This window comes from Stenotrophomonas sp. STEN021, assembly GCF_056760175.1.
Genome location: NZ_JBRREH010000005.1, coordinates 39,009 through 65,415, shown reverse-complemented (window position 1 = coordinate 65,415; position 26,407 = coordinate 39,009). Strand labels below are relative to the sequence as shown.

20 protein-coding genes are annotated in these 26,407 nt (G+C 63.3%); 14 read left to right on the top strand and 6 right to left on the bottom strand.

The annotated features are described in order from the left end of the window. Positions 1-119 precede the first annotated feature (119 nt). The 5 genes from ACVOL0_RS02045 to ACVOL0_RS02025 all read left to right on the top strand — a co-directional run bounded on the left by ACVOL0_RS02045 (position 120) and on the right by ACVOL0_RS02025 (position 7,990). Positions 120-3,830 carry an indolepyruvate ferredoxin oxidoreductase family protein gene (locus ACVOL0_RS02045; RefSeq protein WP_481547675.1) on the top strand — a complete coding sequence of 1,237 codons (3,711 nt, stop codon included), beginning with the start codon at positions 120-122 and terminating at the stop codon, positions 3,828-3,830. A gap of 126 nt (positions 3,831-3,956) precedes the next feature. Then, the gene (locus ACVOL0_RS02040; RefSeq protein WP_481547674.1) at positions 3,957-4,214 is read left to right on the top strand and encodes a helix-turn-helix domain-containing protein; all 258 of its coding nucleotides are present in this window, start codon (positions 3,957-3,959) and stop codon (positions 4,212-4,214) included. A 3-nt stretch (positions 4,215-4,217) separates the two neighbouring features. Then, positions 4,218-5,537 carry a type II toxin-antitoxin system HipA family toxin gene (locus ACVOL0_RS02035; RefSeq protein ID WP_481547673.1) on the top strand — a complete coding sequence of 440 codons (1,320 nt, stop codon included), beginning with the start codon at positions 4,218-4,220 and terminating at the stop codon, positions 5,535-5,537. A 240-nt stretch (positions 5,538-5,777) separates the two neighbouring features. After that, a complete protein-coding gene (locus ACVOL0_RS02030; RefSeq protein ID WP_481547672.1) occupies positions 5,778-6,830 on the top strand; it encodes a DUF4062 domain-containing protein in 1,053 nt (350 codons plus the stop codon). 266 nt (positions 6,831-7,096) lie between these two features. Continuing rightward, complete coding sequence (locus tag ACVOL0_RS02025) at positions 7,097-7,990, top strand: NAD-dependent epimerase/dehydratase family protein (RefSeq protein WP_481547671.1); 894 nt, start codon at positions 7,097-7,099, stop codon at positions 7,988-7,990. Between the two features lie 111 nt (positions 7,991-8,101). Here ACVOL0_RS02025 and ACVOL0_RS02020 read toward each other — a convergent pair whose 3' ends face one another. From ACVOL0_RS02020 to ACVOL0_RS02010, 3 genes are all read right to left on the bottom strand, one after another. Then, positions 8,102-8,773, bottom strand: coding sequence for a hypothetical protein (locus ACVOL0_RS02020; RefSeq protein WP_481547670.1), 672 nt, complete (start codon positions 8,771-8,773; stop codon positions 8,102-8,104). A gap of 147 nt (positions 8,774-8,920) precedes the next feature. Beyond that, entirely contained in the window at positions 8,921-9,187 is a 267-nt protein-coding gene (locus tag ACVOL0_RS02015; RefSeq protein ID WP_481547669.1) for a hypothetical protein, read from the bottom strand. 559 nt (positions 9,188-9,746) lie between these two features. Further along, positions 9,747-10,700 carry a helix-turn-helix transcriptional regulator gene (locus ACVOL0_RS02010; protein ID WP_481547668.1) on the bottom strand — a complete coding sequence of 318 codons (954 nt, stop codon included), beginning with the start codon at positions 10,698-10,700 and terminating at the stop codon, positions 9,747-9,749. A 136-nt stretch (positions 10,701-10,836) separates the two neighbouring features. Between ACVOL0_RS02010 and ACVOL0_RS02005 the strand changes: the two genes are divergently transcribed. Genes ACVOL0_RS02005 through ACVOL0_RS01995 form a run of 3 tightly spaced genes read left to right on the top strand, consistent with a single transcriptional unit; the run spans position 10,837 to position 14,703 of the window. Continuing rightward, positions 10,837-11,223, top strand: a complete 387-nt coding sequence (locus ACVOL0_RS02005) for a hypothetical protein (protein ID WP_481547667.1) — start codon at positions 10,837-10,839, stop codon at positions 11,221-11,223. Further along, positions 11,213-12,433: an MFS transporter gene (locus tag ACVOL0_RS02000; RefSeq protein ID WP_481547666.1), complete on the top strand. Its 1,221-nt coding sequence runs from the start codon at positions 11,213-11,215 to the stop codon at positions 12,431-12,433. The genes ACVOL0_RS02005 and ACVOL0_RS02000 overlap by 11 nt, the downstream gene beginning before the upstream one ends. A 17-nt stretch (positions 12,434-12,450) precedes the next feature. Beyond that, complete coding sequence (locus ACVOL0_RS01995) at positions 12,451-14,703, top strand: TonB-dependent receptor (protein ID WP_481547665.1); 2,253 nt, start codon at positions 12,451-12,453, stop codon at positions 14,701-14,703. Between the two features lie 190 nt (positions 14,704-14,893). On the opposite strand, the gene ACVOL0_RS01990 is transcribed toward ACVOL0_RS01995, so the two are convergent. Further along, on the bottom strand, positions 14,894-16,795 hold the full coding sequence (locus tag ACVOL0_RS01990; RefSeq protein ID WP_481547664.1) for a M61 family metallopeptidase: 1,902 nt from the start codon (positions 16,793-16,795) through the stop codon (positions 14,894-14,896). Positions 16,796-16,843: 48 nt separating this feature from the next. Next, on the bottom strand, positions 16,844-17,479 hold the full coding sequence (locus ACVOL0_RS01985; protein WP_481547663.1) for a DUF938 domain-containing protein: 636 nt from the start codon (positions 17,477-17,479) through the stop codon (positions 16,844-16,846). Positions 17,480-17,633: 154 nt separating this feature from the next. Between ACVOL0_RS01985 and ACVOL0_RS01980 the strand changes: the two genes are divergently transcribed. After that, positions 17,634-19,262: a TldD/PmbA family protein gene (locus ACVOL0_RS01980; protein ID WP_481547662.1), complete on the top strand. Its 1,629-nt coding sequence runs from the start codon at positions 17,634-17,636 to the stop codon at positions 19,260-19,262. Between the two features lie 215 nt (positions 19,263-19,477). Here the strand turns inward: ACVOL0_RS01980 and ACVOL0_RS01975 are convergent, their stop codons facing one another. Next, positions 19,478-20,251: an SDR family oxidoreductase gene (locus ACVOL0_RS01975; RefSeq protein ID WP_481547661.1), complete on the bottom strand. Its 774-nt coding sequence runs from the start codon at positions 20,249-20,251 to the stop codon at positions 19,478-19,480. Positions 20,252-20,357: 106 nt separating this feature from the next. Between ACVOL0_RS01975 and ACVOL0_RS01970 the strand changes: the two genes are divergently transcribed. The 5 genes from ACVOL0_RS01970 to ACVOL0_RS01950 all read left to right on the top strand — a co-directional run bounded on the left by ACVOL0_RS01970 (position 20,358) and on the right by ACVOL0_RS01950 (position 26,402). Next, entirely contained in the window at positions 20,358-21,257 is a 900-nt protein-coding gene (locus ACVOL0_RS01970) for a LysR family transcriptional regulator (protein ID WP_481547660.1), read from the top strand. A 283-nt stretch (positions 21,258-21,540) separates the two neighbouring features. Beyond that, positions 21,541-23,175 carry a TldD/PmbA family protein gene (locus ACVOL0_RS01965; protein ID WP_481547659.1) on the top strand — a complete coding sequence of 545 codons (1,635 nt, stop codon included), beginning with the start codon at positions 21,541-21,543 and terminating at the stop codon, positions 23,173-23,175. Positions 23,176-23,196: 21 nt separating this feature from the next. Next, the gene (locus tag ACVOL0_RS01960) at positions 23,197-24,531 is read left to right on the top strand and encodes a TldD/PmbA family protein (protein ID WP_296249069.1); all 1,335 of its coding nucleotides are present in this window, start codon (positions 23,197-23,199) and stop codon (positions 24,529-24,531) included. A gap of 169 nt (positions 24,532-24,700) precedes the next feature. After that, positions 24,701-25,402, top strand: coding sequence for a DUF4159 domain-containing protein (locus tag ACVOL0_RS01955; protein ID WP_481547688.1), 702 nt, complete (start codon positions 24,701-24,703; stop codon positions 25,400-25,402). Between the two features lie 16 nt (positions 25,403-25,418). Then, entirely contained in the window at positions 25,419-26,402 is a 984-nt protein-coding gene (locus ACVOL0_RS01950) for an AAA family ATPase (protein ID WP_481547658.1), read from the top strand. Positions 26,403-26,407 lie beyond the last annotated feature (5 nt).

The window sequence follows — 26,407 nt, the reverse complement described above, 5'->3', positions numbered from 1 at the left end:
ACCGCTCCGGGCGCTACGCGCGACGGGTTACAGGGTGATGAAAGCCCCGCTGCTACAATCCGCGGCTGCCACCGGCCTCCCGGTCGGCATCTGCCAGCCGTTTCCGCAATGGGCCAGCCATGACCAGTACCGCCGAACTTACCTCGCCTGCTTCCGCCAACGATCCGCTGATCGGCGTGCGTGATTCCGATTACACCCTGGAACACAAATACACACGCACCGATGGCCGTATCTACCTGAGCGGCGTGCAGGCCTTGGTACGCCTGCCCTTGATGCAGCAGCAGCGCGATGCCGCGGCCGGACTGAACACCGGCGGCTTCGTCAGCGGCTACCGCGGCTCGCCGCTGGGTGGCTTCGACCTGGAGCTGTGGCGCGCGCGCAAGCACCTGGAAGCGGCCAAGGTGAAGTTCGTGCCCGGCTTGAACGAAGATCTGGGCGCAACCATGGTCTGGGGCACGCAGCAGACCAACCTGTTCCCCGGCGCCAAGGTCGATGGCGTGTTCGGCATGTGGTACGGCAAGGGCCCGGGCGTGGACCGCTGCGGTGACGTGTTCAAGCACGCCAACGCCGCCGGTGCCTCGAAGCATGGCGGCGTGCTGGCGCTGGCCGCCGACGACCACGCCTGCCGCAGCTCCACCCTGCCGCACGGCAGCGAGGAAGAATTCGTCAGCGCGATGATGCCGGTGCTGAACCCGGCCGGTGTGCAGGACATCCTCGACATGGGCCTGGTCGGCTGGGCGATGAGCCGTTACACCGGCCGCTGGATCGGCTTCAAGACGATTGCCGAGACGGTGGAATCCTCGGCCTCGGTGGACGTCAACCCGTTCGCCCGCCAGATCATCCTGCCGGAAGACTTCGACATGCCCGCCGCCGGCCTCAACATCCGCTGGCCGGACCCGCCGATGGAACAGGAAATGCGCCTGCACCGTTATGCGGTGAAGGCGGCGCAGGCCTTCGCCCGTGCCAACGGCATCGACAAGGTGGTGATGGACTCGCCGCAGGCGCGGCTGGGCATCGTCACCACCGGCAAGAGCTACCTGGACGTACTGCAGGCGTTGGAATACCTGGGCCTGGACGAGAAGGCCTGCGCCGACATCGGCATCCGCGTCTACAAGGTCGGCATGACCTGGCCGCTGGAACCGCAGGGCATCGGTGAGTTCTCCCGCGGCCTGCAAGACATCGTCGTGGTGGAGGAGAAGAAGGCCTTCATCGAGCGGCAGATGAAGGAATACTTCTACAACTGGCCGGCCAACTGGGGCGCGCGCCCGTCCATCGTCGGCAAGTACGACGAACAGGGTGAGTGGATCCTGCCGTCCACCGGCGAGCTGACCCCGGCAACGATTGCCGGCGTGATCGGTCGTCGCATCCAGCGTTTCTTCAATACCGAGTCGATTGAAGAACGCCTGCGCTGGATGGACGTCAAGGAAGCCGAGATGGCCTTGCCGCGCGCGCAGTTCCCGCGCGTGCCGCACTACTGCTCCGGCTGCCCGCACAACACTTCCACCAAGGTCCCGGAAGGCTCGCGTGCGCTGGCCGGCATCGGCTGCCATTACATGGTGACGTGGATGGACCGCGCCACCGACACCTTCACCCATATGGGGGGCGAAGGCGTCACCTGGGCCGGCCAGGCCGCATTCACCGACACCGAGCACGTGTTCCAGAACCTCGGCGACGGCACCTATTTCCACAGCGGCTCGCTGGCGATCCGCCAGGCCATCGCCGCTGGCGTCAACATCACCTACAAGATCCTCTACAACGATGCGGTGGCGATGACCGGCGGCCAGCCGGTGGACGGCACCCTGACCGTGCCGCAGATCGCCCACCAGATGCGTTCGGAAGGCGTGCACACCATCGTGCTGCTGTCCGATGACATCCAGAAGTGGAAGTCGCGCCGCCACGAGTTCCCCAGCGATGTGGAGTTCCACGACCGCGCCGAGCTCGACGCCGTGCAGCAGCAGCTGCGCACGGTGAAGGGCACCAGCATCCTGATCTACGAACAGACCTGCGCCACCGAGAAGCGCCGTCGCCGCAAGCGCGGCAAGATCGTCGACCCGGCCAAGCGCACCATGATCAACTCGCTGGTCTGCGAAGGCTGCGGTGACTGTGGCGAGAAGAGCTTCTGCGTGTCGGTGCTGCCGAAGGAAACCGAATTCGGGCGCAAGCGCGACATCGACCAGTCCAACTGCAACAAGGACTTCACCTGCACGACAGGCTTCTGCCCGAGCTTCGTCACCGTGCATGGCGGCCAGCTGCGCAAGGGCAGCAAGAGCAGCGCGGCCAGCCTGCTCGACAACCTGCCGGCGCCGACCTTCCGCACCGATTTCTCGCAGCCCTGGAACATCCTGATCACCGGCGTCGGCGGCACCGGCGTGGTCACCATCGGCGCGCTGCTCGGCATGGCCGGCCACCTCGAAGGCAAGGGCGCCAGCGTGCTCGACCAGACCGGTCTGGCGCAGAAGGGCGGCGCGGTCACCACCCATATCCGCCTGGCCAACAGCCCGGCCGACATCCACGCCGTGCGCATCGCCGCCGGTGAGGCCGACCTGGTGCTGGGCTGCGACATGGTCGTGGTCAACGACTATTGGGCGCTGTCCAAGGTGCGCGGCGAGCGCTCGCAGGTGGTGTTGAACACCTACGAAGCGATGCCCGGCACCTTCACCACGCATCCGGACATGCAGTTCCCAGCCGCCGACATCATTGCCGGCGTCAAGCTGGCACTGGGCGGCCGCGACCCGATCCTGCTCGACGCCACCCAGCTGGCCACCGCCCTGCTCGGCGACGCGATTGCCTCCAACCTGTTCATCCTCGGCTTTGCCTGGCAGCAGGGCCTGGTGCCGCTGTCGCTGGAATCGCTGATGCGCGCGGTGGAGCTCAACGGCGCCGCCGTGAGCATGAACCAGACCGCCTTCGCCTGGGGCCGCCTGGCCGCAATCGATCCGCAGGCCGTGCAGCAGGCCGCCGGTCTGGTGCGCAACGCGCCGACCGATGCCGAGCGCAAGCCGGCCGCGCTGCGCGAACTGCCGCCGGGCGAATGGGAAGGCAACGAAGCAGGCGCACCGTCGGCACCGCGCAACCCGGGCAACGAGCCGGATATCCGCGGCCTGCCCGCCGCCAGCCAGACCAGTGGTGAAGCCGCGTTCGCATCGCTGGACGACGCACATCTGTCGCGCTCGCTGGACGAACTGATCGCCCGCCGCAGCAGCTTCCTCACCGATTACCAGGATGCCGCCTACGCCAATCGCTATCGCACGCTGATCGATGCCGTGCGCAAGGCCGAACAGCAGGCGATCCCGGGCAGCACCGCATTGAGCGAAGCCGCCGCGCGCTACTTCTTCAAGCTGATGGCCTACAAGGACGAATACGAAGTGGCCCGCCTGTACACCAGCGGCGACTTCGCCAAGCGCGTGGCAGAGAAGTTCGAAGGCGACTACCAGGTCCGTTTCCACCTTGCCCCGCCGCTGTTCGCCAAGCGCGACGAGCACGGCCAGCTGCAGAAGAAGGAATACGGCCCGTGGATGTTCAAGGCCTTCGGCCTGCTGGCCAAGTTCAAGGGCCTGCGCGGCGGCCGCTTCGACGTGTTCGGTTACACCGAGGAGCGTCGCGGCGAGCGCCAGTTGATCGCTGACTACGAGAAGACCCTGCAGGAACTGATCAGCGGCCTGGATGCACGTCGCCTGGCATTGGCAGTGGATATCGCCAGCATCCCCGAGCACATCCGCGGCTACGGCCACGTCAAGGAAGCGCACCTGCACGAAGCCAAGGCCCGCGAAGCCACTCTGTTGGCAACGTGGCGCAACCCGAAGGCGCTGCATATCGTGCAGGCGGCCTGAGAAGGCAACTGATACGTTGCTTATGCGCAATGCAACCTATAGGTTGCATTGCGCAAATGAAAGCTATACATTGCATTTGCGATAGGCAAGGTATAGCTTGCCTACATCGCCTTCCGGATGCCCCCTATGAGCGGCAACAGCCATCCCATCCGTGCCGCCCATCAATTGGGCCCATTGATGCGGGCATTCCGCAAACAGGCCGGGCTCAGCCAAGCCCAGCTCGCCGAGCGCCTTGGCATCACCCGCCAGGCGATCACTGCACTGGAACGGGAACCCGAAGCGGCCACCTTTGAACGCTTGATGCGGGTGTGGGCCGAACTTGGCCTGGAGTTTTCCCTGCAACCGCGTCCGCAGGACGCCTCATCCACCACCATGGAGTGGTGAGCCATGAGCGAACTGCGCGTATGGATGAACGGCGCAGAGGTGGCCTCCTGGCAGGAGCACACGCGCACGGGACCTCGGCTGACCTACCTGCCCTCGTGGCTCACCTCCGAACAGCCGCGCCCACTGTCACTGTCACTACCGCTGCTTCCCGCAGGTGAAAGCCACCGGGGCCAGGTGGTCACGGATTACTTTGACAACCTGTTGCCTGACAACGACAGCATCCGCACTCGCATCCGCGATCGCTTCGGACTGCAATCGGCAGATACCTTCAGCCTGCTGCAGCAGATTGGTCGTGATTGCGTGGGTGCCGCGCAGCTGCTTCCTCCCGGGCAAGCATCGGACGACATCCACGGTATCCACGCCCAGCCGCTAACCGATGCCGAGGTAGGTGACCGCCTGCAGGGCGTCACCAACGCTGCATTGCCCGGCCAACATGTGGATGACGAGTTCCGCATCTCGATTGCCGGTGCACAGGAGAAAACCGCTTTCCTTTGGCACGATGGGCAATGGTGCGTACCCACCGGCAGCACACCCAGCACGCACATCTTCAAGTTGCCAATGGGCCTGGTTGGCAATATGCGTGCGGACATGCATACATCGGTCGAAAACGAATGGCTATGCATGCAGTTGCTGGCAGCCTTCGGCATTCCCGTTGCGAACACATCGATGGGCCTGTTCGGTGAACAGCGTGCATTGATCGTCGAACGCTTCGACCGCCGCCTCGCCCGTGATGGCCAATGGTGGCTACGCCTGCCGCAGGAAGACATGTGCCAAGCCTTTGGCCTGCCATCAGCGCGTAAGTACGAAAGCGACGGCGGCCCCGGCATCGTGCAGATCATGGAACTGCTGCGCCAGTCCGTACAGCCGCAGGACCGCGCGACCTTCTTCAAAACCCAGATCCTGTTCTGGTTGCTGGCGGCGACCGATGGGCATGCCAAGAACTTCAGCATCCATATTGAAGCCGCAGGTCGCTTCCGACTGACGCCCATCTATGACGTGCTTTCGGTCTATCCGATCCTTGGTAACGGCCCCAGCCAATTGGCACCGCAGCGCGCAGCATTGGCGATGTCGGTAGTGGGCAAAAATCGGCACCGCCAACTGCTGCGCATACGCCGCCGCCATTGGAACCAGACCGCACGTGCCTGCGGCATCGCTGAAGGCGCAGAGCCGTGGATCACAGAGTTGCTTGAACGCATCGAGCCTGCGATCAATGCCGCACAGGCGCTTTTGCCTGCTGGCTTTCCGGAGCACGTGGCGAGTTCGATTTTTGACGGTCTACGGCAGGCGGGGATGCGGCTGGCCGAGATGACGGAGAACGACTGACGCTCTATACCCGAGCGCTTCAACGCCTCGCCTATAGTGTCGCGGGGCGGCTCTTGCCGATCAGGATTTCGAAATACCATCGATTAATTTGAACACGGTTAGTGATGGCGTTCGGAAACAACGACGATGCACTTTCCTTAGGGAACTGGAAACACCAGAACCGAATTCTGCTGTCGCCCTCCCCTTGTTCTTTACAAACCCTGCTCTCTACACTAAAAGCATCCAAGAACTCTGACTCTTATGGCTACTGACGAAAAGAAGTATCAGGTCTTTGTTAGCTCGACTTATCAAGACCTCCAAGAAGAACGGCAGGAGATTATGCACGCACTTCTTGAGTTGGACTGCATCCCCTCGGGCATGGAAATGTTTCCCGCAGCGAACGAAGATCAGTGGTCACTGATTAAGGGCGTAATTGACGACTGTGACTACTACATTGTCGTCCTTGCCGGTCGATATGGCAGCCTCGGACCCGATGGAGTTAGCTATACAGAAATGGAGTACAGGTATGCACTTGAGACGGGAAAGCCTGTTATCGGTTTCGTCCATAGTGATCCGTGTTCGCTTCAAGCAAAACGATGTGAGACTTCAGAGGAAGGGAAAAGGAACCTCGCTTTGTTCAAAGAACTTGTACAGAAGAAAATGTGCAAGTTTTGGACAACCCCACAAGACCTAGGTTCAGTCGTCAGCCGAAGCCTAGTGAAACTCCAAAAGTCGAATCCTGGCATCGGCTGGGTGCGCGCCGACCGCGCACAGACTCCGGAAGCTGCAATGGAAATGTTGAAGCTCAAAAACAGAATTGAAGAGCTTGAGCAACAGCTACGCTCCACCAGCACAGAGCCCCCGAAAGGCGCCAAGGGGCTCGCTAGCGGCGACAAAGAATTTTCTATAGCCCTGACTTTTAAGACCATCAAAGAGTACGAATCTTACACATGGGAGTGGTGCATCGATGCCACCTGGAACAAGCTTTTTTTCGAGCTTTCTCCGATTCTCGTGCATGAATCAAACACGCATCAGATGCAACAGCGCCTAACTACCTATATTGCCGAAAGGATTGCTGCCGAATTCAGAGCAAGCAAGCGAGCTGACGTCAAAGGTCACTCATTCAAGAAAAGCACAGTCGCACCAGCGATAGCCGACCTTGAAACAATCATCATTCAGTTTGCAGCTTTGGGTTACATCGTTAAAAATGAAAAGAACAGGAGTGTCAAAGATCGCAGCGATTACTGGACTCTTACGCCTTACGGCGCAACAGTAATGAACCAGCTTCGCGCCATCCCGGATCCCGATGCCTGAAGGATTGGCGGGTGGTCCGCCGAACAGATCCTGGCTGACTGGTCCGGCACAGGACTAACATGTAGCGTCATCCGTATGTCGCGCTACTTCCCTCAGCTTGCGGATCAGATATCTGAGAGAAACTGGGGCAGATTACGATGACCGCCTAGCCGGCCGGTGTCGGCGAGCAGCTTGTAGGCATGCTCGTGACCGCCTAGCTTTAAATGCAGAAGGCGATCTACCATGCCTCCATCCCGGCAGGTCCCGGGCGCCAGACGCACTTTTCCGTGAAAGCTCTTATCACCGGTAGTTCAGGCCGGATTGGCCGCGCAATCTACAACGCGATTGCCGCAGCCCATGAGGTCATTGGCCTCGACCGCTCCCCTTTCTCCTGCTCGTCGCTTATTGGTGACTTCACCGACAGCCGCTTGCTGCACTCGGCATTGCAGGGCGTCGATGTGGTCTTCCACACCGCTTCGTACCACGCGCCGCACGTCGGTCTTGTATCTGATCGCGAGTTCGAACGGGTCAATGTGGCGGGTGTGCAGCAGTTGCTGGAGGCTGCGCAGCAGGCGGGGGTGAAGCAGGTGGTCTATACCAGTACCACCGCACTGTATGGCGATGCTGTCCCCGGGCAGGGTTGTACATGGATCGACGAATCCGTGACGCCGCAGCCCAAGACGGTGTATCACCGCACCAAGCTGGACGCCGAGCAGATCCTGGCCGATTGGTCTGGTGGTGAGCTCACACGCAGCGTCATCCGCATGTCGCGCTGCTTCCCGCAGCCTGCGGATCAGATGTCGGTGCTGCGCCTGCATCGCGGTATTGATGTCCGCGATGTTGCTGATGCGCATGTGGCGGCGTTGGCGTTGCCGGCTGGTTCGTTCAATCGATTTGTTGTCAGTGGTTCGACGCCGTTCCAGCGCGAAGACCTTGAGCAGTTGGGGCGTGATGCCGTTGGAGTGTTGCGCCTGCGTTGCCCGGCGCTGGTTGCCGAGCATGAGCGGCGTGGTTGGCCACTGCCTTCGGTCATTGATCGGGTCTACGACAATGCCGCTATGCGGAGGGCCTTGGCTTGGGAGCCTGCGTTTGGCTTCAGTGAAGTGTTGGCGCAGGTGGATCGGCGTAGTTTGGAGGTGTTGCCTTATACGCGTGGGTTCGTTGATAGGACTGTGGATTGATTCGGCTGCATTGGTAGGTCGGTAGGCGGTGCTTGCTTCGCGGCTTACGCCGCTCCTACAAAAGAAAATGCCTCTCGCTGCTGATGCGGATGTGCAGGCAGGGCACCTTCTTCAGCGCCCGGCGTGTTTGCCTTCGCTGTCTTTCCCGGCGGCGCGACTCTTTGCGAACTCCGGGAAGGTCGCTTCCAGGCTGTCCTTGTCCGGCAGGATGTAGAACAGGCCGCCGCGCTCGAATGTTGGGCTGACGATCTGTTCGTAGAAGTCCGGCGCGATGTTGATGCAGCCGTGGGTGACACGGTTGTCGTCCGGCGTTGGCGATGCGAGCCGCTCTGCGCGGCGCTCGGCAGGTACGCCGGTAGCGGTGGGATGGATGGAGACTGCGGAATCATAGTCCACCCACAGCACGCGGCCGGCGTCGAGCGAGGGGCCGAAGCCGCCGATGAAACGACCCGCAGGTGTGGTGCGGTCGCGGCCCGGAATCTCGCGCAGCGCGAGTCCGGCGACGCCGGGAGCTACGTGATCGCCAGTTGCCGAGCCAAACAGTCCAGGCGTGGCGCCACGCAGTCGGCCGTCGCCACTGAACACCAGGATCTGTGCAGCGGCCTTGTCCATGATCGCGAAGGGATAGCCCTGGTTGTCCTTGCTTGCGACAACCCAGCCGGCGAGTTCGATCACCGTGTCGGACACCTTCTGGTCGGGCGGAAGCTGATCGACGGCGCTTGCCGCTTGCTGCACGGTGGCGTCCTTGGCGCTGGCCGCGTCGATGCTCGCGAACGCCAGCACGCCAAGGGCGGCGAGGATTGCAGGGTATGTGTACGTACGGATGGGACGGTTCCTTGCAATGAAGACTGATCTAGGGGGGGAAACCAGTGGCCGGTAAAGGCCACCGGATCCTGAATTCAGGTATTCATCGTGAATCGAGCGGAGCGATCAGCCGCGCGGTGTGCGGCGTGGTGCCCTTTCAAGTTGCTGGACGCGACCTTCAATTTGATCCAGTCGTTGGTTGGCCTGCTGTGCGGACTGATTGGCGGACTCGGCGCTCTGTGCCGCGCCCTGTACCTTCGTGTCGAGTTGGTCGAGGCGTGAGTTGATCCCTGCAAACTCTTCTTTATAGGTTGCACAGGATGCCAGGCTCATGACGACGACTGCCACGCCGAGCGTACGCGCCATCACCATTTTTTGTTTGGTCATGAACATTCCACTTCCTCCTTCGCTTGGGGGATCTCGAATATAGCTACGTTTCTGCAGAGCAGCGTGATGCGCTTTCAGCTGAGGTTTGCACAGATAAATGAACTGTGAAGGTGTTTGAATGAGCACCGCTGTGACTTGAATTCAGCAAGCTCAATGAACACCGTTGAATTTGATGGACCAACGCGTGGCGTGCGCAGTCATCTATGCAGATGCGAGGTGAAAATATGCGGGTGAACAGGCGTTCTCTTCTGCGGTGATGGTCATGCAATGGGGTCTTCGACTTGCCAATTCATTGGTATGAATTGGCATCGTGGTCGGCTGCAAGACGTGCGCGAAGTCGGTTTGATCTCTGCATGCAGCATGCAACTACTGCGTCGCGCGGTGTGGTGGCTTTGAGCCACGAGCTGTCTATCGGAACGTTCGGTGCGATGATCAAGTTCTTCGCGGTTCTCTGGTCAGTTCGTTCGCTGCCAGCAGGCATCATTGGATGCACGGACCTTGCAGGCGTTTCGGTTTGGTGGCTTCGCGGCTTACACCGCTCCTACAAACAGCCAAACAGCGGGCGCTACTTCAGCTGCGAGGGTGATGTGCCGTAGCGGCGCTTGAACGCGGCGCTGAAGCTGCTGGTGTGTGCGTAGCCGGCGATGGTGGCGGCAACATCCACGGGCACGTGCTGGCGCAGCAGTGCCTGGCGGGCGCGTTCCAGCCGTAGCTCGCGCTGGTAGTTGGCGATGCTTTGGCCATGGCAATGCTGGAAACCACGCTGCAGGTCCACTGCGTTGGTGCCGAGTTGGCGAGCCATCTGCGCGATGCTCAGTGTGTCGGCCTCTCCACTTTGCAACCACTCGTGCAGGCGTGTGACGCAGCGCTGCAGGTGCGAACCCAAAGGCCGTTCGCCACCCTCGCTGGCCAGTGTCTGCAGCACATCCGCCGCCAGTTCCAGGGCAAAGCTTTCCTGCTGCAGGCGGCGCAGCAATGGCAGCGAAACGGCCTTGTTCTCCAGCAGTTGCGCTGCACGCTGCAGCAACGGCGCCGGTGGTCGCCATGCATGGTTGTCGGCATGGCCATTACAAACGCGTGCCAATCGGGCACTGCCACGGGAATCGGCCTGCAGCTGCCGCTGCAACCAGTCGCCGCTGAGGTGCAGGCTGACCTTGCCTTCCTGTCGCCCGGCCTGCCAATGGCGCTGGAAGCTGTCTTCCTCACGCAGGTGGACCAGCATGGTCGGCATGCGCCGATGGTTGCCCTCCAGCCGCAAGCGATGCGTGCCGATGGCAACGTCGGCCTCGCCATCCACCAGGAAGCCGGCAGTGATGCCCGGTGCCAGACGGTTGTGGCTGCAGCCGCCCACCATGTCGCGGCTACGGCTCAGGTAGAGCGACACGCCATCGTCCAGCGCGTGCACCTGCTGCCAGCCGGCCAGCACCGGCGTGGCGTCGGCCATGCCGGCATCGAAATCAACCTGCCCGCCCAGCGCGTGGGCTGCGGTCATCAGTTCGGCGCAGGTGAAAACCTGCATGCAGGGCATCCCGGAATGTGGTCCTGCCTAAATTTTCCTTCGCTGCGCCTAAACTTTCAATGGTATTGATAACTATTCTTATTTGAAGGGTCGCGTATGGGCGGCCCTGCCCCGTATTCAGTGAAGGTCAGTGGCAATGGGTTTGACGATCAAGCAGGCGGCTGTGGTCCGCGCCGTCTTCCACGGTGAGGTCAGCGCGGACGAGATCCGTGATTGGCTACAGCGCGTGGAAGCATTGATCGTGGCCGCCACGCCGTTCTACTTCATCGCCAGCACCGTGCCCGGTGCCAGCTTCAGTGACGATTACCGCGCCATCCAGGCGCTCTGGTACAAGCAGCACAAGCCCGCCTTCCGCATTTACTGCAAGGGCCTGGTGCGCATCGCCAGCAGCGTGGCCGAGCAGCAGCGGCTGGATACGCCGGCCCTGCACGCGGCCTGGGGCGTGCCCTACTACGTCACCACTGACGACGCCGATGGTATGCGCTGGGTCGGCCAACAGCTGGAGCAGGCCGATGCGCACTGAGCACGGCGCTGCCTCGCGTTTCGGCCTGGGCGTCATCGTGGTGCTGTACATGGCCCATGCGCTGCCGCTGTATTTCTACAACGTGGCGGTACCCGCCATCCTGCGCAGCCAGGGCGTGGACCTGCGCTGGATCGGCATGTTGTCGCTGCTCTACCTGCCGTGGGCGTTCAAGTTCCTGTGGGCGCCGCTGGTGGACCGCTGGCACCTGCCTGCCCTGGGCCGCCGCCGCAGCTGGTTGTGGCTGACCCAGTTGCTGTTGCTGGTCGGCATCCTGGTATTGGCCTTCACCGGGCTGGACCATGGGCTGACCGTCTTCGTGCTGGTGGGCATGTGGATTTCCACCATTGCCGCCACCCAGGACATCGCCATCGATGGCTATACGGTGGAAGCATTGGCGCCGGCCGAGCACCGTCTGGGCAGCATGGCGCAGAGTGTGGGCGTGGCGCTGGGCAGCATGGTCGGCGGCGCAGGCGTGCTGTGGCTGTACGAAACCCGCGGCTGGAACGTGGCCCTGCTGAGTCTGGCGGCGATGAGTGCCTTGACCCTGTTCGCCGTACAGCAGATCAACGAGGTGCCACGGCCGGCGGCCAGCCAGCGGCCGAGCGTGCTGCGTGCGCTGTGCCGGCCCGAGCTGCGCTGGGCGCTGCTGCTGATCGTCCTGTATCGCATGGTGGAAGCACCGGCGATGGCGATGGTCAATCCGCTGCTGGTCGACCAGAAGTGGAGTCTGACCGAGATCGGCCTGCTGATCTCAGTGGGCGGGGCCGGTGTTGGCATGTTGGCTGCAGTGGGGGCGGCCTGGCTGCTCAAGCAGCGCAGCGCCGAACAGCTGCTGATGCACGCCGGTTGGTGGCGCACGCTGCTGTATGTGCTGCTGGCCGCCCTGCTGTACAGCGGTGTGCTTGCCTCCTCCCAGTTTGGGCTGGGTGCGCTGGTGATCGCCCTGCTGGCCCTGCGCTATGTGGCGATGACCAGCCTGTATGCCTTGTTCATGCGGATCAGCTCGCGCGAGCAGGCCGGTACCGATTTCACCTTGCTGGTGTGCTTCGAACTGCTGATCTATTTCATCGGCGGTGCCTTGTCCGGCTTCCTCGCCAAGGGCCTGGGTTACCCCGCTTATTACGTGGCGCTGGCGATCGTCTCCGCGCTTGGGTTGCTGTTGTGCCGGCCGCTGCTGCGCCGCTTCGCGCCCTCTCCTTCTTCTCCCTGATACGTTCCGAGGACACCATGCGGCATACCGCAGCAACGCTTCCGCTCGCCCTGCTGAGCCTGGCCATCAGTGGCCAGCTGGCAGCACAGGCCAACACCACCAGCGGTACCCGCCAGCTGGATACCGTCAGCGTCACCGCCATACGCGGTGCGCGCAGCGTGGCCGAGATCGCCGGCACCGTATACGCCATCGAGCGCGAGCAGATCGCCCAGCAGACCGCAGCCGGCCGCAGCACCGCCGACATTCTCGGCCAGCTGGTGCCGTCGTTGGCACCGGCCAGTGGCACCACCAGCAACTACGGTATGACCATGCGTGGCCGCAGCGTGCAGGTGATGATCGATGGCGTGCCGCTGACCGGCGCACGCGATGGCTCGCGCCAGCTCAACAGCATCTCGCCGACGATGATCGAGCGCATCGAGGTGATCTCCGGTGCCACCGCGCTGTATGGCGCCGGTGCCAGCGGCGGCATCATCAACATCATCACCCTGCAGCCGGGCGACGCGCCGGTGCAGCTGGCCAGCCAGCTCGGCCTGCGCACGCCCTCGGATGTATCCAGCGACAACCTGGCGTGGAACGCCGCGCAGACCATGACCGTGCGTGGTGACCGCTTCAGCGGTGCCTTCGGTATCGCCTATGGCCGCCAGGGCGCGTCGCTGGATGCACATGGCCGCCGCATTGGCCCGGAGATCGCCCAGACCGACCGCCAGGACACCGAGACCAAGGAGCTCAACGCACGTCTTGAGTGGGCGCTTACCCCCGCCCAGCAGCTCAGCGTGGGTGTGCGTTGGTATGACGACCAGCAGGACAGCGACTACGGCCCGGACTACGGCCCGCGCCTGGCGGTGCTGTTCAATCCCGCATACCAGCCCAGCCACAACGCCGTCGATGGCCTGCAGTTGAACGCACAGCCACGCACCCGCCACCAGGGCATCAATGCGCAATACCGCAACCGCGATGTGTTCGGCGGCCAGGAGCTGAGCGTGGAAGCCTATTACCGCAATGAGCAGGGCCGCTGGTTCCCGTCGGTATCGACGCTGGTGCATCCGGCGCTGCCGGGTGGCTATGCCTATGTGGCCATGCAGTCCAATACCGACATCGACGTCTGGGGCCTGCGCAGCGCCCTGCACAAGGGCTTCGATATCGGCGGTCGCAGCCTGCAGCTGTCCTATGGTGTGGACCATGAGCGTGAAGAGGACAGCCAGCGCGGGCAGATGTACGACATCAATCGTTTCATCGCCAGCAACGGCCTGAACTACGTGCCGACTGCACAGTACGCGATGGGCCCGGATGTGCGCGTGGACACCACCGGCCTGTTCCTGCAGGCCGACCATGCGCTGAGCGAACGTTTCAGCGTGCAGGCCGGCGTGCGCCACCAGATCCTGCGCAACAACGTGGACGATTCGCTGCCCTACACCGAGGCGATCACTGCCGACGCGGTGGCCGGCTATCAACCGCAGCTGCTGGCCGGTGGCCGCGTGCGCCATTCGCAGACGCTGTTCAATGCCGGCGTGGTCTACAAGTTCAGCGATGCGCAGCAGCTGTTCGCCAACTTCTCGCAGGGCTTCAGCCTGCCCGATACGCAGCGCATGCTGCGTGACGTGCCGGCCAACTTCGTCATCGACAGCCGCAACATCGGCCCGATCAAGGTCGACAACTACGAGCTGGGCTGGCGCTTGAACAACACGCAGCTGCAGAGTGCGATGACCGCGTTCTACAACCGCTCGGACAAGACCGTGCAGTTCAACCGCAACTACAGCGTGTCAGTGGCCGATACCGACGAGCGCGTCTACGGCGTGGAGGCCAACCTGCGCTATACGCCTGGCGCGCAGCTGGAACTGGGTGCCAGCGTGGCCAGCACCCGCGGCCAGTACCGTGATGCGGCCGGGCAGTGGCGCGAGCTCAATGCATTCCGTGTATCGCCGTTGAAGGCAGGCGTGCATGGCCAGTGGCGCTTTGCCAACGATAGTTTGCTGCGCTTGCAGGGCCAGGCCGTCGGTGGCACCGATGATGCGTGGCGTGATGCGCAGCTGGCCTCGGTCAGCCCGACCATCCGCGCGACGCCGGCGGCGAAGATCCGTGGCTATGCGGTGTTCGATCTGATTGGTGAGCTGCCGCTGGCGGGTGGGCGTTTCAGCATGGGCGTCTACAACCTGGCTGATCGCGACTACAAGACGGTCTATGGCCAGCAGGCGGAAGCGACCTACGGCAAGCTCTCGAGCGTACCGGCGCAGGGGCGGACGTTTGGGGTTGGGTATCGGATCGGATACTGAGGCTGTTGCTTTCGCTCGAAGCCCCTCTCCTACGGGAGAGGGGTTGGGGTGAGGGTTGGGGTGAGGGTTGGGGTGAGGGTTGGGGTGAGGGTTGGGGCGAAGCCCGCGCGATACTTTTCACGAGGCTTCGCGCTTACCCTCATCCGCCCCGTTGGGGCACCTTCTCCCAAAGGGAGAAGGAGGCAGTTCCTTACCTCTGCGCAGCCAAAATTCGCGTCAACAGATCCGTCGTCCCTGCAATCCGCCGCAGATGCGGATAGCGCAGGCCTTCGCGGTAATCGATTCGCACGGTGCGGAAGCTGTCCGCCTGGCGCACGATCAACTCGATCGGTGTGCCGCTTTGCTTGCCATCGGTCAGCGCCTGCTTGATGCGGCCACCGCTATAGGCCAGGCCGTTCACGGCAACTATCGTCACGTCCTTGGCCAAACCTGCCTTGAAGGCCGGGCTGTCCCAGCCCACCGCCTGCAGCACGCCGTCACTGCCGATCTTCAGGCCCAGCGAGTACTGCAGATCCGTTGCGCCATCGGCCTCGCCGTCGGCAACCACCAGATTCGGCTGCTCGTCGAAGTACAGCTCCCAGCCCGCAGCGGCCAAACCATCCGGCGCCTTGCCATCGCGGGCATCCAGGCGGCTGCCGATGAACACATCCCAGTTGCCGGGCTGCACTGCTTCCAAGCCCTGCATCACATCGGCGCGCTCGTATAGGCGGATATCGCCCTGCTTGCCGCCCTGATGGAAGCGCTTGGCGAAATCGTCCAGCGTGACTTTGCCTTTCGACAAGCTGCGCAGGCGTGCATCCACGCCCAGCCATAGCAGCGTGCTCTCGTTATAGAACTCGAACGCTCGCTGCCAGTCGGCCCAGGCCTGCGGCTTGGAATTGAAGTCGAGGATGCCTTGGTGAACAGTGTCGTGCAGATCGCGCCACTGGCGACCGGGCTGGGTGGCGTAGTTGGCCTGCAACTGGGCCAGCATCGCCATCGCATAGTCCGGCTTCCACAGCCCGGAGCGCGCAGCCAATACCACCGCCCAGTACTGGGTCTGGCCTTCGTACATCCACAACTCGTCGTTGTGCATCGGCGCGTTGTAATGCGGCACCCAGGTTGGGCGTGGACGCCACGCCTTGCCCACCCAGGCGTGCGCGTATTCGTGCGGCAGCAGGTCGTTGTCGAGGAACGGCCGCTCACCACGCAGGTAGCCATCGTGCATGCCGTTCTCGCTGCTCTGCGCATGCTCAAGGCCGATGCCACTGAACACGTCCGATACCGCCAGCAGGAAGTTGTAGCGCGTGTAGGGGCGCGAGCCGAACACCGCGTCGGCCTCGCGCACCAGCGCGCGGTGTGCATCCAGCACCTTGGCATCGGCCTGCAGGCCCTGCGGGTTTTCGCCGACTACGTCCAGCCACACCGGTTGTTTGGATGTCTCGTCCAGCGCGAAGCGCTTGAAGTACTGGCCGGCGAATACCGGCGAATCAATCAAGGTCATCAACGAGACCGGCACGTACTGCTCGTTGCCGCCGCTGCGCTGTGCAACATCCAGCGCGGTGCCGCTCTGCCAACCGTCGGGCAGGCGCAGGCTGGGTTTGACCTGGATGCCGCGTGCGTCATAGCCGGCCGGGTACAACAACACGCGATGCCATTGCAGGTCGAGCATGTTCGGCGTCATCGCCACCCGGCCCTGGTCGCTGGCAGTCGGTGACAGGTACTGGAACTCGATATCCAGCACATCGACGCCTTCCGGCACCTGCAGCTTGAAGGCGTACATGTCGCCAGAGTCGCGCGTCCACTGCAGCACCTGGCCGTTGCCGCGGATGACCAGCCCGGCCATCTGGTTGATCGGGCCGGTCGGTGCATGATTGCCGGGTATCCACTGCGGGTACCACAGGGTCAGCGCACCGGCCGACACCGGAATGCGCTGGTGCACGCGCTGGATGCGACGCTGGATGTCGCTGGCATCCACCTCCAGTTCGATCACCCCCGGGTAGCTCGCCTGCACCTGCATCGCGGCTGCCCGCGCGTCCATTGGCTGCGCCTGCAGGCACGCCAGCGGAGCAAAGCCCAGCACCATCGCCACCAACCACTTACGTCCCTGCATCACGCCCCGCCCCTTGCCTGAAGTCTCCGCATCCTAGCCCGCCCGGCGTCAAACGCGCATCCGCTGCCATACCAGGCAACGGTTGTTGGCTGGCATCGCCGCGTCCTCGCGCAGCTCCAGCTGCTGCGCACGCGCGAGGGCATCAACCGCCTCGAAATCGCGGATGCCCGAGCGCGGGTCACGCGCCTTCAGCCAGCCGTCGAAGTTGCGGTTGCTGTCGCTGGTGAAGGCGCCGTTGTAGTTGAACGGGCCGTAGGCGATGAACAACGCTTCTGGCGCCATCAGCGCCGGCAACCCGGCGAACAGCGCCTGTACTTCCTCCCAGCCCATGATGTGCAGGGTGTTGGCGCTGAACACGGCATCGAAGCCGGCCACGCCGTCATGCACCGGCAGCGGCGGCAAGGGCTGCAGGCCTTCGCCAATCACTGCCTGCAGTTCCAGCGGCGCAGGCGTATTCGGCAGCGCCGCCTCGTCCAGCCACTGGCGCATCCCGGGCAGGTGGTCGCGGTGATCGCTGGCCTGCCAGCGTAGCCAGGGCATCGCGGCAGCGAAATGCACGGCGTGTTGACCGGTGCCGCTGCCGATTTCCAGGACAGTGCGGGCTTGGCCCAGATGCTGCTGCAGCACCTGCAGGATGGGTGCGCGGTTGCGCTCGCAGGATTCGGAGTAGGGCTTGCTGGTCATCGTTTTGGGGCCTTGGGGATGCGTGGCAGATTGTGCCGCAGTGCCTGTTTACCGCCATGCATGACCATGGTCACTTGTGCCTGAACCCCGCGCCGTCGAGATTCAAGGGTCTTGTGCGATGCACTGCATCGTTGGCTCTGGAGTTCCGCCCCTCATGCAACGCCGTCAGTTTCTTTCACTCTCCGGCCTCGGCCTCGCTGGTTTCATGCTGCCCAATGCCCAGCTGATTGCTGCCGAGGAGCTGCTTGCGCCGGCCGATGTGGCCAAGAAGAAGCTGCTGGCCGACACCGTGCTTGCCTTGGCCAAACAGGGCGGCGCCAGCTACTGCGATGTACGCATCGGCCGCTACCTCAACCAGGCCATCGTCACCCGCGAAGACAAGGTGCAGAACGTCACCAACAGCGAGTCGGCAGGCGTCGGTATCCGCGTGATCGTCAATGGCGCCTGGGGCTTTGCTGCCAGCAACCAGTCCACCACGCAGGGCGTGGCCGCCGCGGTAGCGCAGGCGATTGCCATTGCCAGGGCCAACGCGAAGATCCAGACCAAGCCGGTGCAGCTGGCACCCACGCCAGGCGTGGGCGAGGTGCAGTGGAAGACGCCGATCCGCCAGAACGCGATGGCGGTACCGGTCAAGGACAAGGTCGATCTGCTGCTGTCGATCAATGCGGCGGCGATCAATGCCGGTGCCAGCTTCATCAACTCGCAACTGTTCCTGGTCAACGAACAGAAGTACTTCGCCTCCAGCGACGGCTCCTGGATCGACCAGGACGTGCACCGCATCTGGCTGCCGTTCACCGCCACCGCCATCGACAAGGCCAGCGGCAAGTTCCGCACCCGCGCCGGGCTGTCGGCACCGGCCGGCATGGGTTGGGAGTTCCTCGACGGCAACGCCGCCGACAAGCACCAGCTGCCGGGCGGCGTGGTGGCCTACGGCCATTCCTATGATCCGGTGGAAGATGCCATCGCCGCCGCCAGACAGGCGCGCGCCAAGCTCACCGCGCCATCGGTGAAGCCGGGCAAGTACGACCTGGTACTGGACCCGTCCAACCTGTTCCTGACCATCCACGAGAACGTCGGCCATCCACTGGAGCTGGACCGCGTGCTCGGCTACGAAGCCAACTACGCAGGTACCAGCTTCGCCACGCTGGACAAGCGCGAGGCCGGTTTCCGCTGGGGCAGCGACATCGTCAACTTCACCGCCGACAAGACCGTGCCTTACAGCCTGGGCGCGGTGGGCTATGACGATGAAGGGGTGAAGACCAAGCAGTGGGATCTGGTCAAGGACGGCATCCTGGTCAACTACCAGGCCACCCGCGACGAGGTGCATATCCTGGGTGAGAACGCCTCGCATGGCTGCAGCTATGCGGATTCGTGGAAGAGCGTGCAGTTCCAGCGCATGGCCAATGTGTCGCTGGCACCGGGCAAGAACCCGTTGACTCCGGCGCAGATGGTCAAGGACGTCGAGAACGGCATCTACATCCACGGCCGCGGTTCGTATTCGATCGACCAGCAGCGTTACAACGCGCAGTTTGGTGGACAGCTCTGCTACCAGATCAAGAACGGCGAGATTGCTGGCATGGTCGAGGATGCGGCCTACCAGATCCGCACGCCGGAATTCTGGAATGCCTGCAGCGCGATCTGCGATGAGCGCGATTTCCGCATGGGCGGTTCGTTCTTTGACGGCAAGGGCCAGCCGGGGCAGGTGTCGGCGGTATCGCATGGTTCGGCCACCACGCGCTTTGATGGGGTGAACATCATCAATACGGCGCGCAGCCTCGGCTGATGCGGATAGCCCCTCTCCCATCGGGAGAGGGGTTGGGGTGAGGGTACGGGCGAAGCCGCGCTGCAGGGGGTTGCCAGCAATCGCGATGGGGACACCGGCGAATGCTCAAGCACGACGCAACCCGTTTGTCGTCTTTGATCCCGCCACCGGACTTCGCCCCTACCCTCATCCGCCCCTTCGGGGCACCTTCTCCCGAAGGGAGAAGGTCAGCAGCCTCAGCGCGTCGTATATCCACCATTGACCAGAATCGTCTGCCCAGTCATCCACCAGCCCTCGGATACCAGGAAACGCACCCACGGCACGATGTCCTCGATGTCGGTCAGCCCGGTCTTGGAGAACGGCGACAGCGCCGCTGCAGTCTTGTGGTAGGCCACCGCATCCGCGCCTTCGGCCGGGTAGAAGAACGAGGTGTCCATCGGTCCCGGGCCAATCGCCGTCACTGAAATCCCGCGTTCGCCAAATTCCTTGGCCGCCGCGCGGGTGTAGTGCTCCACCGGTGCCTTGGTGCCGGCATAGCTTGAATAGAACGGGGTGAAAGCGCCCAGCAAAGAGGTCACCAGCGTGCATACCTTGCCGTTGTCGGCGAGATTGCGACCGGCTTCTTTCAGGAAGAAGAACGCGGTCTTGTTGTTCACCGCATCCATGGCATCGAACTCCGCTTCGCTGATCTGCGTCATCTGCTTCTTCAACACCTTGCCGACCGTGTTGATGGCGATATCGATGCGGCCCATGGCCTGCCTGGCATCATCAAACAGCTGTTCCATCGCCGCAGCCGAGGTCAGGTCGGCCTGGAACAGATGGACGTTGGCACCGGCCGTGCGCACCGCCTCGGCGGTCGCTTCGGCCTCGGCACGCGCCGCGTCACTGTTGTAGTGGATGGCGATGGCGCTGGCGCCCTGGCGGGCGAAGTCGCGGGCCAACAGGCCGCCCAGGTTCTTGCCGCCGCCGGCAATGAGGGCCGTCTTGCCGTGGATGCGATGGTCGGTCATGGCTTGCTCTTATGGTTGAGAGGGTGTCAACAGAGCCTATCGACTTGGTTTTCCGGATAAAGCTGGTCATTCTGACTTCACTTGTCGGCCCATCCGGACAATCGCCATGGATCGTATCGAGCTGTACCGCGTCTTCGTCCGGGTGGTGGACTGCGCCGGCTTCACCCGCGCCGCCGACCAGCTCAATCTGCCGCGTTCCACCGTGTCCGAAGCAGTACGCACGCTGGAGCAGCGGCTGGGCACGCGGCTGCTCCACCGCACCACCCGCCAGGTCACGCCCACCCAGGATGGGTTGCTGTTCCACGCCCGCTGCCAGCAGTTGATCGGCGACGTGGACGAAGCCGAGCAGTTGTTCCGGCAATCACCGCAGGCGTTGAGTGGGCGGATCAAGGTGGATGTGCCCGGTCGCATAGGCCGCCTGATCATCGCCCCGGCATTGCCTGGTTTCCTGCAGGCGTTTCCGCAGATCGATGTTGAGCTGGGCATGACCGACCGCAGCATCGACCTGATCGAAGACGGCGTGGATTGCGCGCTGCGGGTAGGACCGTTGCAGGACTCACGGCTGGTGGCGCGCAGCATGGGCCAGTTGCCGCTGATCAATGTGGCCAGCCCTGCGTATGTGGAGCGACACGGCCTTCCAACGCATCCCTCGCAGCTGGGCACACATTGGGGCGTGCTGTACGCCTCGCCCGGCAACGGCCGGGTGGAGGCCTGGGAGTGGCGCGAGAACGGCGTCCTGCGCAGCCAACCCCTGGCCGGGCGTGTCACCGTCAACAGTGCCGAGGCCTATATCGCCTGCTGCATCGCCGGCCTGGGGATGATCCAGATTCCCGCCTACGACGTGCGTGCCGAGCTGGCAGCTGGCAGCCTGCTGGAGGTGATGCCCGCGTATCACGCCGATCCGATGCCGATGCATCTGCTGTTTCCGCACCGTCGCCATCCCTCGCAACGGCTGCGGGTGTTCGTGGACTGGATGCAGCAGGTGTTGATGGAGGTGGTTGGGTGATTGGATTGCGACAAGCGCAAGAGCTCACCCCTCCCCAGCCCTCCTCTTGGCCTATGGCCAAAGGGAGGGGGTGCGCTGCCTCCCTTTCGCGCAGCGAAGGGGAGGGCTGGGGAGGGGTGAGCTCTCCGCAGAAAACCCAAATAAATTGCTTTTCCATGCCTAAAGTCACTACCGCTGCAAACACCTGCCCGCAAAAATCGAACAGTTCGCAGATCACCGCGAAGCCACCGTCGTTTGTTGCCGTAGTGCCCGCCTCGCGGGCCTTGCCCCGTGGAGAGCAGCCTTGCAGAGACGTGACTTCCTAGCCCTGACCGGGCTTACCGCTGGCGGCCTGATGGTGCCGTCCTTCTTCGGCAAGGCCATCGCCGCCGAACAACTGTTGACCGCACTCGATCCGGCCATCAAGAAGCGCCTGGCCGATGACGCGCTCAATGCAGCACGCGCCGCCGGCGCCACCTATTGCGATGTACGCATCGGCCGCTACCTGCGCCAGTTCGTCATCACCCGCGAGGACAAGGTCCAGAACGTGGTGAACACCGAGTCCACTGGCACCGGCATCCGCGTGATCGTCAACGGTGCCTGGGGCTTTGCCGCCACCAATGACTTGAGCCCGGCCGGCGTGGTCAAGGCCGCGCAGCAGGCCGCCGCCATCGCCAAGGCCAATGCCAAGGTGCAGACCGCACCGGTGCAGTTCGCCAAGGCGCCGGGCTATGGCGAAGTCAGCTGGCGCACGCCGATCAAGAAGAACGCGATGGAAGTTCCGATCAAGGACAAGGCCGATCTGCTGCTGGGCGTGAACGCCGCAGCCATCGGCGCCGGCGCCAGCTTCGTCAACTCGATGCTGTTCCTGGTCAACGAGCAGAAGTACTTCGCTTCCACCGATGGCTCCTATATCGACCAGGACGTGCACCGCATCTGGGCACCGATGACGGTCACCGCCATCGACAAGGCCAGCGGCAAGTTCCGCACCCGTGCCGGTCTGTCCTCGCCGATGGGTCTGGGCTACGAATACCTGGATGGCGATGCCTCCGGCAAGACCGTGCTGCCCAATGGCGTCACCGTCTACGGCCAGTCCTATGACATGCGCGAAGACGCCATCGCCGCCGCCAAGCAAACACAGGAAAAGCTCAAGGCACCGTCGGTCAAACCGGGCAAGTACGACCTGATCCTGGACCCGTCGCACACCTGGCTGACCATCCACGAAGCCGTCGGCCATCCGCTGGAACTGGACCGCGTGCTTGGTTACGAAGCCAACTACGCCGGCACCAGCTTCGCCACCCTGGACAAGCGCGAGCAGCGCTTCCAGTACGGCAGCGACAAGGTCAACATCTTCGCTGACAAGACCCAGCCGGGTTCGCTCGGCGCCGTTGCCTACGACGACGAAGGTGTGAAAACCAAGCGCTGGCCGCTGATCAGCGACGGCAAGCTGGTCGACTACCAGACCATCCGTGACCAGGCGCATATCCTCGGAAAAACCGAGTCCGATGGCTGCTGCTACGCCGACTCCTGGTCCAGCGTGCAGTTCCAGCGCATGGCCAATGTGTCGCTGGCGCCGGGCAAGACCCCGCTGTCGGTAGCCGACATGATCAAGAACGTCGAGAACGGCATCTACATCATCGGTGACGGCTCGTTCTCCATCGACCAGCAGCGTTACAACGCGCAGTTCGGTGGCCAGCTGTTCTATGAAATCAAGAACGGCCAGATCACCCGCATGCTCGAGGACGTGGCCTACCAGATCCGCACGCCGGAGTTCTGGAACGCCTGCAGCGCCATCGCCGACGAACGCGACTACCGCCTGGGCGGCTCGTTCTTCGACGGCAAGGGCCAGCCAGGCCAGGTCTCGGCCGTGTCGCACGGCTCGTCCACCGCCCGTTTCGACGGCATCAACGTCATCAATACCGCGCGCAGCCTCGGCTGATCGTCAAGGAGCTTCTGAACCATGAGCATCTTCACCGAACAGGAAGCCAAGGCCATCCTGGACAAGGTCATCGCGCTGTCCAAGGCCGATGAATGCACCGCCACGCTGGCCGGCTCGGTCGACGGCAACATCCGTTTCGCGCTGAACAACGTCTCCACCAGCGGCATCGTCAGCAACGCCGAACTGGCCGTACAGGTCGCCTTCGGCAAGCGCGTTGGCACCGCGTCGATCAACGAGTTCGACGACGCTTCACTGGAGCGCGTGGTCCGTCGCGCCGAAGACCTGGCCAAGCTGGCACCGGAGAACCCGGAGTTCATGCCGGCCATTGGCAAGCAGCAATACCGTTCGAGCCCGACCTTCAGCGAATCGACTGCAGCCATCACCCCGGAATTCCGCGCCCAGGTGGCTGCTGACTCCATTACCCCCTGCCGTGGCCACGGCCTGATCGCTGCCGGCTTCCTGGAAGACGGCAACGGCTTCGTCGCCATCGCCAACAGCAATGGCAACTTCGGTTACCAGAAGACCACCAACTTCAACTACACCTGCACCGTGCGCACCGAAGATGGCCGCGGCTCGGGCTGGGTTGGCCGCAACCTCGCCAACGCTGCCGACTTCAAGGCCGACCAGGACATCGAGATCGCCAAGCGCAAGGCCACCGAATCGGCCGAAGCCAAGGCACTGGAGCCGGGCAAGTACACGGTGATCCTGGAGCCGGCGGCTGCTGCTGGCCTGATCAGCTTCATGATGAATTTCTTCAGTGCACGCTCCGCCGATGAAGGCCGCAGCTTCCTGTCCAAGAAAGGCGGCGGCAACAAGCTGGGCGAGCAGGTCTATGACAGCAAGGTCAACCTGTTCGCCGATCCGTGGCATCCCGACGCAGCAGTGCTGCCGTGGGACGGCGAAGGCATGCCGCGCGAGCGCATTGCCATCATCGAGGACGGCAAGGTCGCCAACCTGGATTACTCGCGCTACTGGGCACAGAAGCAGGGCAAGACCGCCAAGGCCAGCGCCGGCAACCTGCTGATGAGCGGCGGCACCAAGTCGATCGCCGAGCTGGTGCGTGGCACCGAGAAGGGCATCCTGGTCACCCGCACCTGGTACATCCGCATGGTCGACCCGCAGACCGTGCTGCTGACCGGCCTGACCCGCGACGGCACCTTCTACATCGAGAACGGCCAGATCAAGCACCCGGTGAAGAATTTCCGCTTCAACGAATCGCCGGTGATCATGCTCAACAACATCGACGAGCTGGGCAAGCCGGTGCGCGTGGCCGGTGACGAGTCCAGCTTCGTGATGATGATCCCGCCAATGAAGCTGCGTGACTTTACGTTCACCTCGTTGTCGGATGCGGTGTAACTGATGTCCCCTTCTCCCGTCGGGAGAAGGTGCCCGAAGGGCGGATGAGGGTCCGGCGCGAAGCGCTGCGGTAAGCAACCGCATCAGGCTTCGCCCTTACCCTCACCCCAACCCCTCTCCCGATGGGAGAGGGGCTTTATTCGAGTCCCCTGCTTTGTCCCCACCCCGTCTGACGCGAGCGCAATTCCTTCACCTGCTGCTGGGCGGCGCGGTGAGCGCTGCGTTGCCGGGCATCGCGCGGGCGCAGGCCAGCCGCTACGACTTCTGGTTCACCCGCCTGCGCTACGACTCCGGTGACTGGGACGTGGATGCGCGCATGCCGTCCAACCTGATCACATCGCTGGTCGACTACACCACACTGCGGGTGGACCCCAAGGAACACGTCATCGCGCTGTCCGACCCGAAGATGCTGGCCGCGCCCTTCTGCTATCTCGCCGGACACAAGCTGGTCGAGTTCAACCCGGAAGAACGCCGCAACTTCGAGCGCTACGTGCGCAACGGTGGCTTTGTCTTCGTCGACGACTGCAACCACGACATCGACGGCCTGTTCGCCACCTCCTTCGAAGCACAGATGCGCAGCATCTTCGGCGCCAGCGCGATGAAGAAACTGCCCAACACCCACGCCATCTACAACAGCTTCTTCAAGTTCCCCGAGGGCCCACCGGCCACCGGCTTCGAACTCAATGGCTGGGGTGATGACCTGGTCCACGACTACCTCAAGGGCATCGAGATCGATGGCCGGCTGGGCGTGCTCTACAGCAACAAGGACTACGGTTGCGAATGGGACTACGACTGGCGCAACAAACGCTTCCTGGCCGAAGACAACACCAAGTTCGGCGTGAACATCGTGATGTACGCACTGACGCATTGACCCCACAGGTGACCGCATGACTGCCCCCGATCTGGACTCCTTGCTGCCGCGCTTGAACGAGCTGCGCAGCGCGCTCGCACAGGCCGTGGTCGGCCAGCATGAGGTTGTCGAACAGCTGCTGATCGGCCTGCTGGCCGGCGGCCACTGCCTGTTGGAAGGCGCGCCCGGCCTCGGCAAGACCTTGCTGGTGCGCTCGCTCGGCCAGGCGCTTGAACTGCAGTTCCGGCGCGTGCAGTTCACCCCCGACCTGATGCCCAGCGACATCCTCGGCACCGAGCTGCTGGAAGAGGACCATGGCACCGGCAAGCGCGCGTTCCGCTTCCAGCAAGGGCCGATCTTCACCAACCTGCTGCTGGCTGATGAACTCAACCGCACACCACCCAAGACCCAGGCAGCCCTGCTGGAAGCGATGCAGGAACGCACCGTCAGCTACGCCGGCACCACCTACGCCCTGCCCTCGCCGTTCTTCGTGCTGGCCACGCAGAACCCGATCGAACAGGCCGGCACCTATCCGCTGCCGGAAGCGCAGCTCGACCGCTTCCTGCTGCATGTCCGCGTCGACTACCCCAGCGAAAGCGAAGAGCGCGACATCCTCGCCCAAACCACCGGCAGCCATAGCGGCGTGGTGCCCAAGGTGATGGATGCCGAAGCGGTGAAGGCCTTGCAGGCCGCCGTGCGCGATGTGCACATCAGCCCCGACCTGCTCAGCTGGATCACCCGCCTGGTCCGCGCCAGCCGCCCCGGCGATGGCGCACCTGCCGAGGTGAACAACTGGATCAAATGGGGCGCTGGCCCGCGCGCCGGTCAATCGCTGGTACTGGCGGCAAAGGCGCGTGCCCTGCTGCAGGGCCGCTTCGCCGCCACCCGTGAAGATGTGCAGGCATTGGCTGCACCGGTGATGCGTCATCGCCTGCTGCTGTCGTTCGCTGCCGAGGCCGAGCACAAGAGTGCCGATGACGTGATCGCCGCGTTGCTGCGCGCGGTGCCGTTCCCGGCCTGATCGAC

Coding starts and splice junctions, on each gene's coding strand:
- ACVOL0_RS01975 (WP_481547661.1), bottom strand. CDS start 20,251: ATGACCGACCATCGCATCCACGGCAAGACGGCCCTCATTGCCGGCGGC.
- ACVOL0_RS01970 (WP_481547660.1), top strand. CDS start 20,358: ATGGATCGTATCGAGCTGTACCGCGTCTTCGTCCGGGTGGTGGACTGC.
- ACVOL0_RS02045 (WP_481547675.1), top strand. CDS start 120: ATGACCAGTACCGCCGAACTTACCTCGCCTGCTTCCGCCAACGATCCG.
- ACVOL0_RS02005 (WP_481547667.1), top strand. CDS start 10,837: ATGGGTTTGACGATCAAGCAGGCGGCTGTGGTCCGCGCCGTCTTCCAC.
- ACVOL0_RS01995 (WP_481547665.1), top strand. CDS start 12,451: ATGCGGCATACCGCAGCAACGCTTCCGCTCGCCCTGCTGAGCCTGGCC.
- ACVOL0_RS01980 (WP_481547662.1), top strand. CDS start 17,634: ATGCAACGCCGTCAGTTTCTTTCACTCTCCGGCCTCGGCCTCGCTGGT.
- ACVOL0_RS01960 (WP_296249069.1), top strand. CDS start 23,197: ATGAGCATCTTCACCGAACAGGAAGCCAAGGCCATCCTGGACAAGGTC.
- ACVOL0_RS01990 (WP_481547664.1), bottom strand. CDS start 16,795: ATGCAGGGACGTAAGTGGTTGGTGGCGATGGTGCTGGGCTTTGCTCCG.
- ACVOL0_RS02040 (WP_481547674.1), top strand. CDS start 3,957: ATGAGCGGCAACAGCCATCCCATCCGTGCCGCCCATCAATTGGGCCCA.
- ACVOL0_RS02000 (WP_481547666.1), top strand. CDS start 11,213: ATGCGCACTGAGCACGGCGCTGCCTCGCGTTTCGGCCTGGGCGTCATC.
- ACVOL0_RS02030 (WP_481547672.1), top strand. CDS start 5,778: ATGGCTACTGACGAAAAGAAGTATCAGGTCTTTGTTAGCTCGACTTAT.
- ACVOL0_RS01985 (WP_481547663.1), bottom strand. CDS start 17,479: ATGACCAGCAAGCCCTACTCCGAATCCTGCGAGCGCAACCGCGCACCC.
- ACVOL0_RS02035 (WP_481547673.1), top strand. CDS start 4,218: ATGAGCGAACTGCGCGTATGGATGAACGGCGCAGAGGTGGCCTCCTGG.
- ACVOL0_RS01950 (WP_481547658.1), top strand. CDS start 25,419: ATGACTGCCCCCGATCTGGACTCCTTGCTGCCGCGCTTGAACGAGCTG.
- ACVOL0_RS02015 (WP_481547669.1), bottom strand. CDS start 9,187: ATGTTCATGACCAAACAAAAAATGGTGATGGCGCGTACGCTCGGCGTG.
- ACVOL0_RS02010 (WP_481547668.1), bottom strand. CDS start 10,700: ATGCAGGTTTTCACCTGCGCCGAACTGATGACCGCAGCCCACGCGCTG.